The sequence below is a fragment of the Bacillus sp. LUNF1 genome (genome assembly GCF_011008975.1).
Taxonomy (GTDB): Bacteria; Bacillota; Bacilli; order Bacillales; family Bacillaceae; genus Bacillus; species Bacillus velezensis.
Map to the genome: position 1 here is coordinate 32,964 of NZ_CP048876.1, position 17,720 is coordinate 50,683.

Below are 17,720 nucleotides of genomic sequence, written 5' to 3' on the forward strand. Positions count from 1 at the left end.
TCACGTAGTGATTCTTTTTAACGGTTAAGTTAGAAAGGGCGCACGGTGGATGCCTTGGCACTAGGAGCCGATGAAGGACGGGACGAACACCGATATGCTTCGGGGAGCTGTAAGCAAGCTTTGATCCGGAGATTTCCGAATGGGGAAACCCACCACTCGTAATGGAGTGGTATCCATATCTGAATACATAGGATATGAGAAGGCAGACCCGGGGAACTGAAACATCTAAGTACCCGGAGGAAGAGAAAGCAAATGCGATTCCCTGAGTAGCGGCGAGCGAAACGGGACCAGCCCAAACCAAGAGGCTTGCCTCTTGGGGTTGTAGGACACTCTGTACGGAGTTACAAAGGAACGAGGTAGATGAAGAGGTCTGGAAAGGCCCGCCATAGAAGGTAACAGCCCTGTAGTCAAAACTTCGTTCTCTCCTGAGTGGATCCTGAGTACGGCGGAACACGTGAAATTCCGTCGGAATCCGGGAGGACCATCTCCCAAGGCTAAATACTCCCTAGTGACCGATAGTGAACCAGTACCGTGAGGGAAAGGTGAAAAGCACCCCGGAAGGGGAGTGAAAGAGATCCTGAAACCGTGTGCCTACAAGTAGTCAGAGCCCGTTAACGGGTGATGGCGTGCCTTTTGTAGAATGAACCGGCGAGTTACGATCCCGTGCAAGGTTAAGCAGAAGATGCGGAGCCGCAGCGAAAGCGAGTCTGAATAGGGCGAATTGAGTACGTGGTCGTAGACCCGAAACCAGGTGATCTACCCATGTCCAGGGTGAAGTTCAGGTAACACTGAATGGAGGCCCGAACCCACGCACGTTGAAAAGTGCGGGGATGAGGTGTGGGTAGGGGTGAAATGCCAATCGAACCTGGAGATAGCTGGTTCTCTCCGAAATAGCTTTAGGGCTAGCCTCAAGGTAAGAGTCTCGGAGGTAGAGCACTGATTGGACTAGGGGCCCCTACCGGGTTACCGAATTCAGTCAAACTCCGAATGCCGATGACTTATCCTTGGGAGTCAGACTGCGAGTGATAAGATCCGTAGTCGAAAGGGAAACAGCCCAGACCGCCAGCTAAGGTCCCAAAGTATACGTTAAGTGGAAAAGGATGTGGAGTTGCTTAGACAACCAGGATGTTGGCTTAGAAGCAGCCACCATTTAAAGAGTGCGTAATAGCTCACTGGTCGAGTGACTCTGCGCCGAAAATGTACCGGGGCTAAACGTATCACCGAAGCTGCGGACTGTTCTTCGAACAGTGGTAGGAGAGCGTTCTAAGGGCTGTGAAGCAAGACCGGAAGGACTTGTGGAGCGCTTAGAAGTGAGAATGCCGGTATGAGTAGCGAAAGAGGGGTGAGAATCCCCTCCACCGAATGCCTAAGGTTTCCTGAGGAAGGCTCGTCCGCTCAGGGTTAGTCGGGACCTAAGCCGAGGCCGAAAGGCGTAGGCGATGGATAACAGGTTGATATTCCTGTACCACCTCCTCACCATTTGAGCAATGGGGGGACGCAGGAGGATAGGGTAAGCGCGGTATTGGATATCCGCGTCCAAGCAGTTAGGCTGGGAAATAGGCAAATCCGTTTCCCGTGAAGGCTGAGCTGTGATGGCGAGCGAATTATAGTAGCGAAGTTCCTGATTCCACACTGCCAAGAAAAGCCTCTAGCGAGGTGAGAGGTGCCCGTACCGCAAACCGACACAGGTAGGCGAGGAGAGAATCCTAAGGTGATCGAGAGAACTCTCGTTAAGGAACTCGGCAAAATGACCCCGTAACTTCGGGAGAAGGGGTGCTCTGTTAGGGTGCAAGCCCGAGAGAGCCGCAGTGAATAGGCCCAGGCGACTGTTTAGCAAAAACACAGGTCTCTGCGAAGCCGTAAGGCGAAGTATAGGGGCTGACGCCTGCCCGGTGCTGGAAGGTTAAGAGGAGCGCTTAGCGTAAGCGAAGGTGCGAATTGAAGCCCCAGTAAACGGCGGCCGTAACTATAACGGTCCTAAGGTAGCGAAATTCCTTGTCGGGTAAGTTCCGACCCGCACGAAAGGCGCAACGATCTGGGCACTGTCTCAACGAGAGACTCGGTGAAATTATAGTACCTGTGAAGATGCAGGTTACCCGCGACAGGACGGAAAGACCCCGTGGAGCTTTACTGCAGCCTGATATTGAATGTTGGTACAGCTTGTACAGGATAGGTAGGAGCCTTGGAAACCGGAGCGCCAGCTTCGGTGGAGGCATCGGTGGGATACTACCCTGGCTGTATTGACCTTCTAACCCGCCGCCCTTATCGGGCGGGGAGACAGTGTCAGGTGGGCAGTTTGACTGGGGCGGTCGCCTCCTAAAAGGTAACGGAGGCGCCCAAAGGTTCCCTCAGAATGGTTGGAAATCATTCGCAGAGTGTAAAGGCACAAGGGAGCTTGACTGCGAGACCTACAAGTCGAGCAGGGACGAAAGTCGGGCTTAGTGATCCGGTGGTTCCGCATGGAAGGGCCATCGCTCAACGGATAAAAGCTACCCCGGGGATAACAGGCTTATCTCCCCCAAGAGTCCACATCGACGGGGAGGTTTGGCACCTCGATGTCGGCTCATCGCATCCTGGGGCTGTAGTCGGTCCCAAGGGTTGGGCTGTTCGCCCATTAAAGCGGTACGCGAGCTGGGTTCAGAACGTCGTGAGACAGTTCGGTCCCTATCCGTCGCGGGCGCAGGAAATTTGAGAGGAGCTGTCCTTAGTACGAGAGGACCGGGATGGACGCACCGCTGGTGTACCAGTTGTTCTGCCAAGGGCATCGCTGGGTAGCTATGTGCGGACGGGATAAGTGCTGAAAGCATCTAAGCATGAAGCCCCCCTCAAGATGAGATTTCCCATTCCGCAAGGAAGTAAGATCCCTGAAAGATGATCAGGTTGATAGGTCTGAGGTGGAAGTGTGGCGACACATGGAGCTGACAGATACTAATCGATCGAGGACTTAACCAATTTGAATGTATGCTTACTGTTATCTAGTTTTGAGAGAACACTCTCAATGGTTTGGTGGCGATAGCGAAGAGGTCACACCCGTTCCCATGCCGAACACGGAAGTTAAGCTCTTCAGCGCCGATGGTAGTCGGGGGTTTCCCCCTGTGAGAGTAGGACGCCGCCAAGCTATGTTACGGTAAAGGCAGCTCATTATGAGCTGCCTTTTTTGTTTTTGAATAAAAACAAAACAAACACCGAAATACGGAAACACCCATATACTAATTGCAAACTTCAAAAAGGTCCAAATTGTGTATACAATCAACAGCTTAAGGGAAGGCTATTCATACGGAGGTGGGCAAAATGAATGAAACGTCCAGCCATGAAGAAACATGTATTGTGTGTGAAACCAAAAAAAGCAGGGGAATCCATATTTATACGAAATTTATATGTTTAGAGTGTGAGAAGAAAGTAGTTTCCACTCCGACCTCTGATCCAAATTATGAATTTTTCGTTCGTAAACTGAAAAGCCTTCATACACCGACGTTATATTCTTAACCCTGAAAAGGGTCTTTTTTTTGCCTGAAATCAGAGGAGTTTTTACACTTTTTATAAAAGAACTGATACGATAAGAAGAGGAACTTGTTTAGACATGGAATGTAATAGATAATACTGATAAAAGTGAATAAATAGGAGTCGATCAAGTATGAAACCGTTTATTCAATATATGAAATGGACGCTTTGCGGCAGCACAGTTTTTGTATTAGCGGGGATAACCTTCTTTACGATAGGGCATCAGCCTTTTCTGTATTCGCTTTTATACGGGGCGGCCGGCGGAGCCGCTGTCAGTGCGGCCGGCCTGTGGAATGCGAAGCGTCTCTTTTTGAAAAAACACCGGCTGACAAGAAAAGAATATGCTTATATCAAGGAAAATCTTGAGGAAGCAAAGGGTAAAATCATCCGATTACGCAGGGCGCTTTTTCGCTCTAAAAGTATACAAATGCTGAAGCAGAATGCAGAGATACTGCGGATAACCCGACGAATATATCTGCTCACAAAGCAAGAGCCGAAGCGTTTTTATCAGGCAGAGCGTTTCTATTATCAAACGCTTGATTCTGTTGTGGAACTGACGGAAAAGTATGCTCTGCTCTCCTCACAGCCGCGAAAAAATAAAGATTTATCAATGTCCTTGAGTGAGACGAGGATGACTCTAGCAGAGCTTTCCAGAAGGCTGGAAGAGGATCTTCATGAACTGATGAAGGAGGACATCGACGACCTGCACTTTGAATTAGATATGGCAAAGCATTCACTGAGAAAATAAGAAAGGAAGAAGGAAATGGCCAAAGACCGTTCCGACGACAGCATGGACGCCCAAAATGACCAGACCCCTCTAAAGCTTGCAGATACGCTGCCGGAAGAAAAAAGGGAAGCGGCACTTCGGCTCGCTGAAAAACTGGACCCTGAGAACATGCAAAGCATTGTTCTGTTTGGTTCACAGGCGCAGGCGAATCTTCTGGAATTTTCCCACACGATGATAGAGCACGTGCAAAGAAAAGATGCAGGAGAGATGGGACAGATACTGGCTGATTTGATGCTGAAGCTTGACCAGGTCAACTCTGATGATCTGCAGATGAAGAACAAAGGGTTTTTCGCCCGGCTGTTTAAAAGGGTGTCCGGTTCTGTACAGGAAGTGCTTTCGAAATATCAAAAGACAAGTGTGCAGATTGACCGTATCAGCAGAAGGCTGGAACATTCTAAAAATGTGCTGTTGGGTGACAATAAATTGTTAGATCAGCTGTACGCCCAAAATAAACAATACTTTTCTGATTTAACTATGTATATAGCAGCGGGGGAATTAAAATTAGATGAGCTGAAAACAAAGCTGATACCCGAAGCGGCAAGAAAAGCCGAATTACAAGAACACAATCAAATGGCCGCGCAGGGAGTGAATGATCTTCGCCAGTTTGCCGACCGTCTGGATAAGAGGGTGCATGATCTGCTGCTGAGCAGGCAGATTACGCTTCAGAGTGCGCCGCAAATCCGCCTGATTCAAAACACGAATCAGGCACTGGCAGAGAAAATTCAGTCCTCCATTGTTACGGCTATTCCTTTATGGAAGAATCAAGTCGCCATCGCGCTGACGCTTATGAGGCAGCGGAGTGCGGCAGATGTGCAGCAGAAGGCGGCGGATACGACAAATCAATTGCTGCTGAAAAACGCCGAACTTCTGAAAACAAGTACAGTCGAGACCGCCAAAGCCAATGAGCGCGGACTTGTTGAGGCAGAAACCCTCAAAAAAGTGCAGGAAAGCTTAGTCAGCACACTTGAAGAAATCATGTCTATTCAAGAAGAAGGCAGGATGAAACGCAGGCGTGCCGAGGAGGAGCTTATTATCATGGAAGGCGATTTAAAAAAGAAGCTGCTTGATATGGGGTCAGGCCGGGATAACGGCTAGATGGCAAAAAGTCTTAGCTTTAAGTTGGCTCGCAGTCACGATATAATAAGAAAGACAGGCAAAGGATTTGTTTAAAAATGGACACACCTTTATATACAGCGCTGATGAAGCATGCGCACCGAAATACGTATTCTTTTCATGTTCCGGGACATCACAATGGAGATGTCTTTTTTGATGAAGCCAAATCTGTATATCAATCTCTTTTATCTATTGATATGACTGAGATCACGGGTCTTGATGACTTGCATCACCCGACGGGGGTCATTAAGGAAGCGCAGGATTTGGTGAGCAGATTTTACGGCTCTCAGGAAAGTTTCTTTCTCGTCAATGGAACGACCGTCGGCAATCTGGCGATGATTTTAGCTGTTTGTGAACCGGGAGAACCCATTCTGATCCAGCGTAATTGTCACAAGTCTGTTTTCCATGCGGCGGCATTGACGGGAGCCAAGCCGGTTTATTTGGCACCGGAAATCGATGAAAACATGCATGTGCCGGCACATGTATCCCTTTCAGTCATCGAAAAAGCGCTGGCGTCATATCCGAACGCGAAAGGACTTGTTCTGACCAATCCGACTTACTACGGGCATGCCGCCGATTTGACTGCGGCAGTTAAAAAAGCCCATTCATACGGCGTTCCTGTACTGGTGGATGAGGCTCATGGGGCTCACTTTGTGTTAGGGCAGCCTTTCCCGCCTTCATCATTGGCTATGGGGGCGGACGCCGTTGTTCAATCGGCTCATAAAACGCTTCCGGCTATGACAATGGGGTCTTACTTTCATTTGAACAGCACCAGAATTGACAGAGATCGATTAACTTATTATATAAGCAGTTTGCAAAGCAGCAGCCCGTCATACCCGATTATGGCATCTTTAGATACGGCGCGCGCTTATGTGCAGGATATTGCTGAAAAAGGGACACTTCCCGTTCATATGGAGCACATTGAGAAAATCAAACGAAGGTTCGCATCAATTTCTTCTATTGAAATAATCGAGCCTTCCGGATATGGACTGCGGGCGGACCCGTTAAAATTAATTCTTCGGTCAAAGCTCGGACATTCCGGCTATTCATTACAACGGATTTTGGAGAGTGAAGGCATTGTTGCCGAGCTGGCTGACGAGTACCAAGTATTGCTCGTACTGCCGATAGGCGGCCGGCGGATGATAGAACAGGCAGCCGTAAGAAACATACAGCAGAAACTGGAGAATACACCGCCCGATAAATTGCCGGATGCCGTGAGATGGACATTTCCGTCCATATCGACACTTGAATACCCGCAAAATGAGATGCGGAAGTTTAAAAAAGAGCTTACAGATATAAATAAGGCTGCCGGGCGCTTGCATGCGGGGAACATTATTCCTTATCCGCCGGGAATTCCGCTGATCATGGACGGAGAACGGATAACAGAAGAGATCGTACAAAAGCTTTCCCGTTTAATCGGCATGGACACGCATATTCAAGGCTTGTTAAACGGGGAACAATTACTTGTCTATATAGAAGAGGAGAAATCATGAGCGGTTTATTTATAACATTTGAAGGTCCTGAAGGTGCAGGGAAAACGACTGTGCTTCAGGAAATGAAAGAGATTCTGTCGGCAGAGGGGCTCCCGGTGACAGCGACAAGAGAACCGGGCGGCATCGACATTGCGGAACAGATCAGAGAAGTGATCTTAAATAAAAACAATACACTGATGGATGCAAAAACGGAGGCGCTGCTTTACGCCGCGGCGAGAAGACAGCATTTAGCCGAAAAGGTGCAGCCTGCATTGAAAGAAGGCCGCATTGTGCTGTGCGATCGTTTCATCGACAGTTCGCTGGCTTATCAAGGCTATGCGAGAGGGCTCGGCATTGATGAAGTCCTTTCTATTAATCAGTTTGCAATCGGCGATACGATGCCTGATGTCACCATCTATTTTTCTATTGAGCCGGAAGAAGGGTTGAAACGGATTACGTCGAATGATTCAAGAGAGAAGAATCGTCTCGATCTCGAGGCCCTGCACTTTCACACGAAAGTACGGGAAGGATACCAAAAGGTCATGCAGCGTTTTCCGGAAAGATTTCATACAATCGACGCTTCGAAAAAGAAGGAACTCGTCATTCAGGACGCACTTCAAGTGATAAATGAAGCATTGAAAAAAATTCAGTTGTGACCTGTTTCTCATAAGTTGCTATAATGAATGTAACGACAATGTTCTTTCCAACCTAAAGGGGGCCTAGAGAATGAAACTAATAGTGGCAGTGGTGCAGGATCAGGACAGCAACAGGCTTTTGAAAGTATTAACCGACCACAACTTCAGGGTGACGAAGCTTGCGACAACAGGCGGATTCCTTAAATCAGGCAATACGACGTTTATGATCGGGGTGGAAGATATCCGTGTCGATAAAGCGCTCAGCCTTATTAAAGAGAATGGCTGTAAACGTGATCAGATGATTGCCCCGGTATCCCCGATGGGCGGGAATGCGGATTCCTACGTTCCATATCCCGTCGAAGTGGAAGTCGGCGGAGCGACGGTCTTTGTCCTCCCGGTCGATGAATTTCATCAATTTTAAGGATTTGACGACGTGAAAATAAATTCTGACTTACGTACATTTATTGAGAAAAAGCAGCAGCCTGCTTATAAAGCGGCAGAGCTTTCCGGAACATTTAAAAGTTCAATGGACAGCCAAAGCAGCAAGCTGAAATTTGATCAGCTGAGCAGGTTCTTAACGGATATAGAAACGTTCGGGAAAAGGCTGACGAAGTCGAGAAACTTCAAAGACTTAGCGAAATTCAAAGGATTGGTAAAACGTTTTGTAAAAGAGGCCGTAGACAGCGGATTATCGCATGAGACGGAGAAAAGCTTTGACCTGTACGGCAGCAGCCGGACTCTGGGGCTTGTGAAAGAAATAGATGAAAAACTGCTCCAGCTGACAGAAGAAATGTTAGATCAGGAAAAACCGGCAATTGATTTGCTGGATCGAATCGGAGAAATAAAAGGTTTATTGATTAACCTTTACACATAGAGAGTGATACAATGGCAATATCATGGAAGGAAATGACCGGGCAGCAGCCCAGAGTAATGCGGCTTTTGCATAACAGTATTGAAAAGAAAAGGCTTTCTCACGCCTATCTGTTTGAAGGCAAAAAAGGTACGGGCAAATTGGATGCCGCACTGCTTCTCGCAAAAAGCTTTTTTTGCCTTGAAGGCGGGACTGAGCCTTGCGGGAAATGCCGGAACTGTAAGCGTATTGAATCCGGAAACCATCCCGACCTGCATGTGGTTCAGCCCGACGGATTATCCATTAAAAAGGCTCAGATCCAATCGCTTCAGGAAGAGTTTTCTAAAACAGGACTGGAATCGCATAAAAAGCTATACATTATATCCCATGCGGATCAAATGACGACAAATGCGGCAAACAGTCTGCTGAAATTTTTAGAGGAGCCGAGTCAAGACACCATCGCAATTCTTATTACTGAGCAGCTCCACCGAATACTGGATACCATCGTTTCGAGATGTCAGGTTCTTCCGTTCCAGCCGCTTCAGCCGAAAGCCATAGAAGAAAGACTGATTGAACAGGAAGTGAGCCCTCACATGGCCCGGCTCTTAGCAAATATGACAAATAATATTGCGGAAGCAGTCGAATTAAGTCGAAATGATGAGTTTGCAGAGTCCAGAGCGAAAGTGATAAAATTGTATGAAGTCTTACATCAGCGGAAAGGACATGCCTTTTTCTTCATTCAGGATCAGTGGGTGCCCTTTTTCAAAGAAAAAACCCATCAAGAAATGGGTCTTGATATGCTCTTATTGATATACCGTGATGTATTATCCATCCAAATTGGAAATGAAGATAAACTGATTTATCAAGACTTATTCCAATCAATAAAACAGCATGCGCTGCAATTTACACAACAAAGCGTTACGAACCAAATTCTCGCTGTTTTAGAAGCAAAAAAACGGCTTCATTCCAATGTGAATGTGCAGGGATTAATGGAGCACTTGGTGTTAACGTTGCAGGAGGGATAAGCTTGTACAACGTAATAGGCGTCCGCTTTAAAAAAGCGGGGAAAATTTATTATTTTGATCCGAACGGATTTGATATAGAACAAGACAGCTGCGTCATTGTTGAAACCGTAAGAGGTGTCGAATACGGGCAGGTTGTCATCGCAAATAAACAAGTGGACGAGCATGATGTTGTGCTTCCGCTTCGAAAGGTCATTCGCGTTGCTGATGAACGCGATCTTCTCATTGTAGAAGAAAACAAACAGGAGGCCCTGTCCGCTTTTGAAGTCTGTCAGAAAAAAGTGGCTGACCACGGCTTAGATATGAAGCTGGTTGATGTTGAATTTACGTTTGACCGCAATAAAGTCATTTTTTACTTTACGGCAGACGGACGGGTTGATTTCAGGGAATTGGTCAAAGACTTGGCTTCTATCTTTAAAACGAGAATCGAATTGCGCCAAATCGGGGTGAGGGACGAGGCGAAAATGCTCGGCGGTATCGGACCATGCGGGAGAATGCTTTGCTGCTCCACGTTCCTCGGTGATTTTGAACCGGTGTCCATCAAAATGGCGAAGGATCAAAATTTATCGTTGAACCCAACGAAGATCTCCGGTCTGTGCGGCCGTTTGATGTGCTGTTTGAAGTACGAAAATGATGAGTATGAGACGGCAAAAGAACAGCTGCCGGATTTAGGCGAAATGATTACGACGGCAAACGGCCCCGCAAAGGTTGTCGGTCTTAATATTCTGGAACGGGTGCTTCAGGTGGAACTGAAGAATCGTGAAAAAGTGATAGAATATACTTGGGAAGAGCTCTTGGAAGAGGGCGTCGTATCCGCACAAACCACAGATTAACGAGGTGTGGAACCTTGGATAAAAAAGAGTTATTTGATACTGTCATAAACCTGGAGGAACAAATCGGTTCGCTGTACCGTCAGCTGGGTGACTTAAAGCAGCATATCGGCGAAATGATTGAAGAGAATCACCATCTTCAGCTTGAAAATAAGCATTTGCGTAAGCGGCTTGATGACACGACGGAGCAAATTGAGAAATTCAAAGCCGATCAGAAAGAAACAAAAACACAGAAGGCAGAGCAGAGTGATATAGGAGAAGGGTACGACAATCTGGCCCGGCTGTATCAAGAAGGCTTTCATATTTGCAACGTCCATTATGGGAGCGTCCGCAAGGGAGATTGCCTTTTTTGTCTGTCCTTCTTAAATAAAAAATAAGGAAAAGGCTTCCGCTGATGTCGGAAGCCTTTTTCAAAGAGTGCCGAAAGGAATAAGATTATGGTTTCATTACGTGATGATGAAAGATTGGATTATTTATTAGCAGAGGATATGAAAATAGTACAGAGTCCGACGGTTTTCGCTTTTTCATTAGATGCCGTGCTGCTGTCTAAGTTTGCATACGTTCCGATTCAAAAGGGGAACATCGTTGATTTATGCACGGGGAACGGCATTGTGCCGCTTTTGCTCAGCACAAGGTCAAAAGCCGATATCACCGGGGTTGAAATTCAGGAACGCTTGTATGATATGGCGCTCCGAAGCGTGGAATACAACGGGCTGGGCGGTCAGATCAGTCTCATTCATGATGATCTGAAAAATATGCCGGAAAGACTCGGACATAATAAATACGATGTTGTCACCTGCAATCCGCCTTATTTTAAAACACCGAAAGAGGCGGAGCAGAACCTGAACGAGCATCTCAGAATCGCAAGGCACGAAATCCTTTGCACGCTTGAAGATGTGATTTCCGTCAGCAGCAAACTGCTGAAGCAAGGCGGAAAAGCGGCTCTCGTTCATCGGCCGGGGAGGCTTTTGGAAATCTTTGAACTAATGAAAGCGTACCGAATAGAACCGAAACGGGTTCAGTTTATTTATCCGAAACAAGGTAAAGAAGCGAATACCATTTTGGTTGAAGGAATTAAAGGCGGCCGCCCTGATCTCAAAATTCTTCCCCCGCTCTTTGTATACAATGAACAAAATGAATATACGAAAGAGATCCGCACGATTTTATATGGAGACAAATAGCCATTTCTTTTATGTGCTGCTGTGCAATGACAACAGTCTGTATGCCGGTTATACAAATGATCTGCAAAAACGGCTGAAAACCCACAATGAGGGAAAGGGCGCGAAATATACAAGGGCGAGAAGGCCGGTTTCGTTATGCCATGCGGAATCATTTGAAACAAAACGGGAAGCGATGCAGGCGGAATACCGTTTTAAGCAGCTGACCCGAAAGAAAAAAGAGCAATATATAGAAGAAAAACGACGCAGCAAGGAGGCTGTATATGTTAAGACGCCAGATGAGTTTTAACGGAAAATCTGAAATGGGAACTCTGTACCTTGTTCCTACACCGATCGGCAATTTGGAGGACATGACCTTTCGTGCAGTAGAGACGCTGAAATCGGCTGATGTCATAGCTGCCGAAGATACGAGACAGACGAAAAAGCTGTGCCATGTTTATGATATAGAAACATCTCTCATCAGCTATCATGAACATAATAAAGAAAGCAGCGGCCATAAAATCATTGAATGGCTGAAAAGCGGAAAGAATGTGGCATTGGTCAGTGATGCCGGCATGCCGACAATTTCCGACCCGGGGGCTGAGATTGTGAGAGATTTCACCCAAATCGGCGGATATGTCGTTCCGCTTCCGGGTGCAAATGCGGCATTAACCGCGCTGACCGCATCAGGCATCACCCCGCAGCCGTTTTTCTTCTACGGATTTTTAAACAGACAGAAAAAAGAAAAGAAGAAAGAACTCGAAATCCTGAAAAAACGGCAGGAAACGATGATATTTTACGAAGCGCCGCACAGATTGAAAGAAACATTAACAGCAATGCATGACGTTTTGGGTAATCGAACCATCGCCGTCACGAGAGAATTAACGAAAAAGTATGAGGAATTCATCAGAGGAACCATCGCCGAGGTGATTGAATGGGCAAATGAAGATCAAATCCGCGGTGAGTTCTGTCTCGTTGTCGAAGGAAATCAAACCGCAGAACCGGATGAAGATGAAAAGCCTTGGTGGACGGAGCTTTCTGAGACAGAGCATGTGGAGCATTACATAAACGAAGGAGCATCTTCCAAACAGGCCATAAAACAAACAGCGGTAGATCGGGGCGTTCCGAAACGCGAGATTTATGACGCTTATCACATTCAATCATAAAAAAAACCGTTCTTGTATCGTAACAAGAACGGTTTTTGTATGAAATAGCTTATTTTTGGTTTTGAAGCTGGTTTTGAATTTCAGAGATGATTTGCTCAGCGCCTTCTTTGCTGAGTACCAATTTGCCGCCGGCAAGTTTAAGGTTATCATCAGAAACTTCACCAGTTACTTGGCAAGTCATGTTTGGTTTATATTTTTTAAGGATGATTTTTTCATCATCAACATAAATTTCAAGAGCGTCTTTTTCTGCGATGCCCAGTGTACGGCGAAGTTCGATAGGGATAACTACGCGTCCAAGTTCATCAACTTTACGTACGATACCAGTAGATTTCATTAACAGTCTCCTCCCGAGAGATAATTATTTTGTAGTTTATATTTTTCTTCGTCATTATTCGACAAAATTCCTTACATTCCTAGCATAACAAGGTTTCCAATAATCGTCAATCTTTTTGTTTACTATTGATTGTAAGAATTAGTTCTTATAGTAAGTAAAGCCTTGGAAATCCTGAAATAACAGGCTTTTTGACTGCTTTTTCGAACCTATTATCCTACTGAAAATCCTTTTAAATCAAGACTTTCGAACCAAGATGTTTTATATTAGTAGATTATATACGACAAATTTCGACATGTTAAGACTTTTTTTAATTTCAATAAAAATTTTTAATTTTATTTACTCTTTTACGCGCAGTACGTATATATCCTTGATCTTAAAGGCTAAGATGGTATCATAGATAGAGGACAAATATCAATATTGTATATCAAATAAAACCGCTCTCGTCCTTTGGGCGTGAGCTTTTCGACATTCTGAATGGGAGGTTGCAACATGCCGCAAGACAATAATACTTTTTATATTACAACCCCGATATATTATCCGAGCGGAAAATTACATATCGGCCATGCTTATACTACCGTGGCCGGCGATGCGATGGCGCGTTACAAAAGATTAAAAGGATTTGACGTACGCTACTTAACCGGAACGGATGAGCACGGACAGAAAATCCAGCAGAAAGCGGAGGAAGAGAATATCACGCCTCAAGCTTATGTGGATCGTGCAGTTGCTGAAATCCAAAAACTATGGAAGCAGCTCGACATTTCTCACGATGATTTCATCCGGACGACGGAAAGCCGGCACAAAGAAATTATCGAGAAAGTGTTTCAAAAACTTCTTGATAATGGTGACATTTACCTGGATGAGTATGAGGGCTGGTACAGCATCCCTGATGAAACATTCTATACGGAAACACAGCTGGTGGATGTGGAAAGAAATGAGAAGGGTGAGGTTGTCGGCGGAAAAAGCCCGGACAGCGGCCACCCGGTCGAATTAATCAAAGAGGAGTCATACTTCTTCCGCATGAGCAAATACGCAGACCGCCTGCTGAAGTTTTATGAGGAAAATCCTTCTTTCATCCAGCCTGAATCACGCAAAAATGAAATGATTAACAACTTCATTAAACCGGGGCTTGAAGATTTGGCCGTTTCCAGAACGACGTTCGACTGGGGCGTAAAGGTGCCGGGAAATCCGAAGCATGTCGTGTATGTATGGATTGACGCACTGTTCAACTATATTACAGCGCTCGGTTACGATACGGAAAATGATGAGCTTTACAAAAAGTACTGGCCGGCTGACGTCCATCTTGTCGGTAAAGAAATTGTCCGTTTTCATACCATTTACTGGCCGATTATGCTGATGGCGCTTGATCTCCCGCTGCCTAAGCAAGTATTCGCGCATGGCTGGTTATTGATGAAAGACGGAAAAATGTCGAAATCAAAAGGAAATGTCGTTGATCCGGTAACGTTAATTGAACGCTACGGCTTGGATGAACTTCGCTATTATCTGCTTCGCGAAGTACCGTTCGGTTCAGACGGTGTCTTTACGCCGGAAGGTTTCGTAGAACGAATTAATTATGACTTGGCGAACGACTTAGGAAACCTTCTGAATCGTACAGTCGCAATGATCCAAAAATATTTTGACGGCGAGATTGGTTCATATGAAGGAAATGTGACCGATTTTGATTCAGAGCTTTCTTCTGTAGCCGGTGAAACGGTTAAAGCTTATGAAAAGGCAATGGAAAACATGGAGTTTTCAGTCGCTTTATCAACGCTATGGCAATTAATCAGCCGTACGAACAAATATATTGATGAAACTGCTCCGTGGGTGCTTGCTAAAGACCAGGAAAAAGAAAAAGAATTACGTTCTGTCATGTATCATTTAGCTGAATCTTTACGTATCTCAGCCGTATTGCTCCAGCCTTTCTTGACGCAAACGCCTGAAAAAATGTTTGCCCAGCTCGGAGTTGAGGATCAGTCTCTAAAAGCTTGGGACAGTATTCAGACATTCGGCCAATTGAAGAACACGAAAGTGAAAAAAGGGGAACCGCTTTTCCCTCGTCTTGAAGCTGAAGAAGAAGTAGCTTACATCAAGCAAAAAATGCAAGGAACTGCTCCTGCTAAAGAAGAAAAGGCGGAAGAGCCGCAAGAAGCAGAGCGTCTTCCTGAAATTACGTTTGATCAATTTATGGATACAGAACTTCGCGTCGCAGAAGTCTTGTCCGCAGAGCCGGTGAAAAAAGCAGATCGGCTGCTGAAATTGCAAATTGATCTGGGCTTTGAACAGCGCCAAGTTGTATCAGGTATCGCAAAGCATTACACACCGGATCAGCTTGTGGGAATGAAGATCATTTGTGTAACGAATCTAAAACCGGTAAAACTGAGAGGCGAGCTTTCTCAAGGAATGATACTGGCAGGAGAATCGGACGGCGTTCTCAAAGTTGTAGCTGTCGACCAGTCATTACCGAAAGGCACTCGAATTAAATAAATAGATGCAAAAGGTGTTTCACGTGTAACATTCCGTCGAACACCTTTTGTTTTTCAACAAGAAAGGAGTTTTTATGATGCTTTTTGATACACATGCGCACTTAAATGCCGAGCAATTTGACACAGACTTAGAGGAAGTCATTGCGCGTGCAAAGGCTGAAAAAGTTGAACGGATCGTCGTTGTCGGTTTCGACAAACCCACTATCACGCGTGCGATGGAGCTGATTGAGGAATATGACTTTATATACGCTGCGATCGGCTGGCATCCGGTAGACGCAATTGACATGACAGAGGAAGATTTATCATGGATTAAGGAACTGTCCTCTCATGAAAAAGTCGTGGCAATCGGAGAGATGGGCCTTGATTATCACTGGGATAAATCACCAAAAGACGTTCAGAAAGAAGTATTCCGGAAACAAATCGCTCTCGCCAAAGAAGTGAACCTTCCAATTATCATTCATAATCGTGATGCAACGGAAGATGTTGTCACAATTTTGAAAGAAGAGGGAGCGGAAGAAGTCGGCGGTATTATGCACTGCTTTACGGGGAGCGCGGAGGTTGCGCGGCAGTGTATGGCTATGAATTTCTATATTTCATTCGGCGGACCGGTTACCTTCAAAAATGCGAAGAAACCAAAAGAAGTAGCAAAGGAAATTCCGAATGACCGTTTGCTGATTGAAACGGACTGTCCTTTCCTGACACCGCATCCTTTCCGCGGTAAACGGAATGAGCCAAGCTACGTAAAATATGTTGCTGAACAGCTCGCCGAATTAAAAGGACTGACGTATGAGGAAATTGCCTCAATTACAACCGAAAACGCAAAAAGACTTTTCCGCATGAACTGACAGAATGCGCTGTCATAACGTGTAAAAGCTTGTCCGATTCAGTGGATATGTGAAACGGTTCTACAAGCTTCCTTCTCCTCATAAGATAGGTTGTCGATATGTCTCTCTTCCTTTTTTTGCTTTGTTTTTGCATAATGAGGGATACGCTGAAGGTTTTTCATCTTCGAGATGGGAGGGTTGACAGCATTTTAGATACTCTATATAATCTCTCCGAGGAGAAGGAGGCGTTTTTCATCACACAAAAAATGAAAAAACTGTTTTCCGTAAAGCTTGGTAAAAGCAAGGTTATTCTTATTGCAGCTATTATTCTGCTGGGCGGAACCGGGACTGCATACGGGGCACATGAGCTCTCAAAACAATCAGTTTCTGTTTCCATCAATGGCAAGAAAAAGCAAATACGCACTCATGCAAAAACGGTTGGGGAACTTCTGGAAGATTTACATATAGAGACGAGAAATGAAGACCGGATTACCCCGTCTAAGCAGACAGCATTGGCAGACAACATGAATGTCGTGTATGAAGCTGCAAAGCAGATCCGTGTGACAAGAGGCGGAGAAGAAAAGACTTTATGGTCAACGGCAAAAACAGTCGGCGCATTTCTGAACGAACAGCATACACCTGTGAATCAGCACGATAAAATAGATCCAGCAGCAGATACGAAAGTGACAAACGGCATGAAAGTCACGGTCGACCCGGCTTTTCAGGTCACTGTAAATGATGCGGGAAAGAAAAAGAAAATATGGACGACTTCGACTACGGTCGCTGACTTTTTAACGCAGCATAAGATGGACATGAAAGACGAAGATAAAGTAAAACCGGCATTACACGAAAAGCTCACAAAAAATCAGGCCGGTATACAAATCACTCGTATCGAAAAAGTCACCGATGTAGTTGAGGAAAAAATAGCGTATCAAGTGAAAGAAAAAGAAGATGCGTCTCTCGACAGCGGGAAAGAAAAGATCGTTCAAAAAGGAAAAGAAGGCAAACTTAAAAAGCATTTTCATGTTGTCAAAGAAAATGGAAAAGAAGTTTCAAGAAAGCTTGTTAAAGAAGAAACATCTGAAAAAAGCAAAGATCAGATCATTGCGGTCGGCACAAAGCGGCACAGTCCCAAGATTGAGCAGCTCAGTGCACCTGTGAAGGCATCTTCGAGCGAAACCGGATCTTCCGGTAAAGTGATTACCGTGTCTTCCACGGCTTATACCGCAAGCTGCAGCGGCTGTTCCGGCCATACGGCTACAGGCGTTAACCTGACAAGCAATCCGAATGCCAAAGTCATTGCGGTAGACCCAAGCGTCATCCCGCTCGGCACAAGAGTCCACGTAGACGGATACGGGGAAGCCGTGGCCGCTGATACGGGCTCAGCCATTAAAGGAAGACGGATTGATGTCTTTTTCCCTGAAAAATCTTCAGCTTACCGCTGGGGAAAGAAACAGGTCAAAATAAAAATCTTAAATTAATTCCGATTCACTCAGAGGGTTTTGCGCCCTCTGTTTTTTTCGTTATAATAGGTAAAGTGTATTTTCAG

17 protein-coding genes and 2 rRNA genes are annotated in these 17,720 nt (G+C 45.6%); 18 read left to right on the forward strand and 1 reads right to left on the reverse strand.

What is annotated here, in order from left to right; translation table 11 throughout:
• The first annotated feature begins 22 nt into the window (after positions 1-22).
• The 15 genes from G4O42_RS00175 (at position 23) to rsmI (ending at position 12,533) form a co-directional block, all read left to right on the forward strand.
• Positions 23-2,952, forward strand: a 23S ribosomal RNA gene (locus tag G4O42_RS00175).
• Between the two features lie 50 nt (positions 2,953-3,002).
• A 5S ribosomal RNA gene (gene rrf / locus G4O42_RS00180) occupies positions 3,003-3,118 on the forward strand.
• Between the two features lie 173 nt (positions 3,119-3,291).
• On the forward strand, positions 3,292-3,486 hold the full coding sequence (locus G4O42_RS00185) for a sigma factor G inhibitor Gin (RefSeq protein ID WP_007409914.1): 195 nt from the start codon (positions 3,292-3,294) through the stop codon (positions 3,484-3,486).
• A 148-nt stretch (positions 3,487-3,634) separates the two neighbouring features.
• Positions 3,635-4,249: a 5-bromo-4-chloroindolyl phosphate hydrolysis family protein gene (locus G4O42_RS00190; RefSeq protein WP_032872166.1), complete on the forward strand. Its 615-nt coding sequence runs from the start codon at positions 3,635-3,637 to the stop codon at positions 4,247-4,249.
• Between the two features lie 15 nt (positions 4,250-4,264).
• Positions 4,265-5,383, forward strand: a complete 1,119-nt coding sequence (locus G4O42_RS00195; RefSeq protein WP_032872168.1) for a toxic anion resistance protein — start codon at positions 4,265-4,267, stop codon at positions 5,381-5,383.
• Positions 5,384-5,460: 77 nt separating this feature from the next.
• A complete protein-coding gene (locus G4O42_RS00200; RefSeq protein WP_032872170.1) occupies positions 5,461-6,894 on the forward strand; it encodes an aminotransferase class I/II-fold pyridoxal phosphate-dependent enzyme in 1,434 nt (477 codons plus the stop codon).
• Entirely contained in the window at positions 6,891-7,529 is a 639-nt protein-coding gene (gene tmk, locus G4O42_RS00205) for a dTMP kinase (RefSeq protein WP_007615155.1), read from the forward strand. Before G4O42_RS00200 ends, tmk begins: the two co-directional genes overlap by 4 nt.
• Positions 7,530-7,599: 70 nt before the next feature.
• Positions 7,600-7,929: a cyclic di-AMP receptor DarA gene (gene darA, locus G4O42_RS00210; RefSeq protein WP_004264734.1), complete on the forward strand. Its 330-nt coding sequence runs from the start codon at positions 7,600-7,602 to the stop codon at positions 7,927-7,929.
• Between the two features lie 12 nt (positions 7,930-7,941).
• Positions 7,942-8,382, forward strand: coding sequence for a YaaR family protein (locus tag G4O42_RS00215; RefSeq protein WP_004264730.1), 441 nt, complete (start codon positions 7,942-7,944; stop codon positions 8,380-8,382).
• 11 nt (positions 8,383-8,393) lie between these two features.
• Positions 8,394-9,383, forward strand: a complete 990-nt coding sequence (holB, locus tag G4O42_RS00220) for a DNA polymerase III subunit delta' (protein ID WP_032872173.1) — start codon at positions 8,394-8,396, stop codon at positions 9,381-9,383.
• Between the two features lie 2 nt (positions 9,384-9,385).
• A complete protein-coding gene (gene ricT, locus G4O42_RS00225) occupies positions 9,386-10,213 on the forward strand; it encodes a competence/sporulation regulator complex protein RicT (protein WP_004264723.1) in 828 nt (275 codons plus the stop codon).
• A gap of 14 nt (positions 10,214-10,227) precedes the next feature.
• A complete protein-coding gene (yabA, locus tag G4O42_RS00230) occupies positions 10,228-10,587 on the forward strand; it encodes a replication initiation-control protein YabA (protein WP_004264720.1) in 360 nt (119 codons plus the stop codon).
• Positions 10,588-10,647: 60 nt separating this feature from the next.
• Positions 10,648-11,391, forward strand: coding sequence for a tRNA1(Val) (adenine(37)-N6)-methyltransferase (locus G4O42_RS00235; RefSeq protein WP_004264717.1), 744 nt, complete (start codon positions 10,648-10,650; stop codon positions 11,389-11,391).
• Complete coding sequence (locus tag G4O42_RS00240) at positions 11,378-11,677, forward strand: GIY-YIG nuclease family protein (RefSeq protein ID WP_007409921.1); 300 nt, start codon at positions 11,378-11,380, stop codon at positions 11,675-11,677. Before G4O42_RS00235 ends, G4O42_RS00240 begins: the two co-directional genes overlap by 14 nt.
• A complete protein-coding gene (gene rsmI / locus G4O42_RS00245) occupies positions 11,652-12,533 on the forward strand; it encodes a 16S rRNA (cytidine(1402)-2'-O)-methyltransferase (RefSeq protein ID WP_032872176.1) in 882 nt (293 codons plus the stop codon). The genes G4O42_RS00240 and rsmI overlap by 26 nt, the downstream gene beginning before the upstream one ends.
• Before the next feature lie 49 nt (positions 12,534-12,582).
• On the opposite strand, the gene abrB is transcribed toward rsmI, so the two are convergent.
• Complete coding sequence (gene abrB / locus G4O42_RS00250) at positions 12,583-12,873, reverse strand: transition state genes transcriptional regulator AbrB (RefSeq protein WP_169510469.1); 291 nt, start codon at positions 12,871-12,873, stop codon at positions 12,583-12,585.
• A gap of 483 nt (positions 12,874-13,356) precedes the next feature.
• Between abrB and metG the strand changes: the two genes are divergently transcribed.
• The 3 genes from metG (at position 13,357) to G4O42_RS00265 (ending at position 17,652) form a co-directional block, all read left to right on the forward strand.
• Positions 13,357-15,348, forward strand: coding sequence for a methionine--tRNA ligase (gene metG / locus G4O42_RS00255; protein WP_022552471.1), 1,992 nt, complete (start codon positions 13,357-13,359; stop codon positions 15,346-15,348).
• A 76-nt stretch (positions 15,349-15,424) separates the two neighbouring features.
• On the forward strand, positions 15,425-16,192 hold the full coding sequence (locus G4O42_RS00260) for a TatD family hydrolase (protein WP_032872179.1): 768 nt from the start codon (positions 15,425-15,427) through the stop codon (positions 16,190-16,192).
• 134 nt (positions 16,193-16,326) lie between these two features.
• Entirely contained in the window at positions 16,327-17,652 is a 1,326-nt protein-coding gene (locus tag G4O42_RS00265; protein WP_087920785.1) for a resuscitation-promoting factor, read from the forward strand.
• Positions 17,653-17,720 lie beyond the last annotated feature (68 nt).

Coding starts and splice junctions, on each gene's coding strand:
- G4O42_RS00265 (WP_087920785.1), top strand. CDS start 16,327: ATGAGGGATACGCTGAAGGTTTTTCATCTTCGAGATGGGAGGGTTGAC.
- darA (WP_004264734.1), top strand. CDS start 7,600: ATGAAACTAATAGTGGCAGTGGTGCAGGATCAGGACAGCAACAGGCTT.
- holB (WP_032872173.1), top strand. CDS start 8,394: ATGGCAATATCATGGAAGGAAATGACCGGGCAGCAGCCCAGAGTAATG.
- G4O42_RS00185 (WP_007409914.1), top strand. CDS start 3,292: ATGAATGAAACGTCCAGCCATGAAGAAACATGTATTGTGTGTGAAACC.
- G4O42_RS00240 (WP_007409921.1), top strand. CDS start 11,378: ATGGAGACAAATAGCCATTTCTTTTATGTGCTGCTGTGCAATGACAAC.
- tmk (WP_007615155.1), top strand. CDS start 6,891: ATGAGCGGTTTATTTATAACATTTGAAGGTCCTGAAGGTGCAGGGAAA.
- rsmI (WP_032872176.1), top strand. CDS start 11,652: ATGTTAAGACGCCAGATGAGTTTTAACGGAAAATCTGAAATGGGAACT.
- G4O42_RS00195 (WP_032872168.1), top strand. CDS start 4,265: ATGGCCAAAGACCGTTCCGACGACAGCATGGACGCCCAAAATGACCAG.
- G4O42_RS00190 (WP_032872166.1), top strand. CDS start 3,635: ATGAAACCGTTTATTCAATATATGAAATGGACGCTTTGCGGCAGCACA.
- G4O42_RS00260 (WP_032872179.1), top strand. CDS start 15,425: ATGCTTTTTGATACACATGCGCACTTAAATGCCGAGCAATTTGACACA.
- G4O42_RS00235 (WP_004264717.1), top strand. CDS start 10,648: ATGGTTTCATTACGTGATGATGAAAGATTGGATTATTTATTAGCAGAG.
- metG (WP_022552471.1), top strand. CDS start 13,357: ATGCCGCAAGACAATAATACTTTTTATATTACAACCCCGATATATTAT.
- G4O42_RS00200 (WP_032872170.1), top strand. CDS start 5,461: ATGGACACACCTTTATATACAGCGCTGATGAAGCATGCGCACCGAAAT.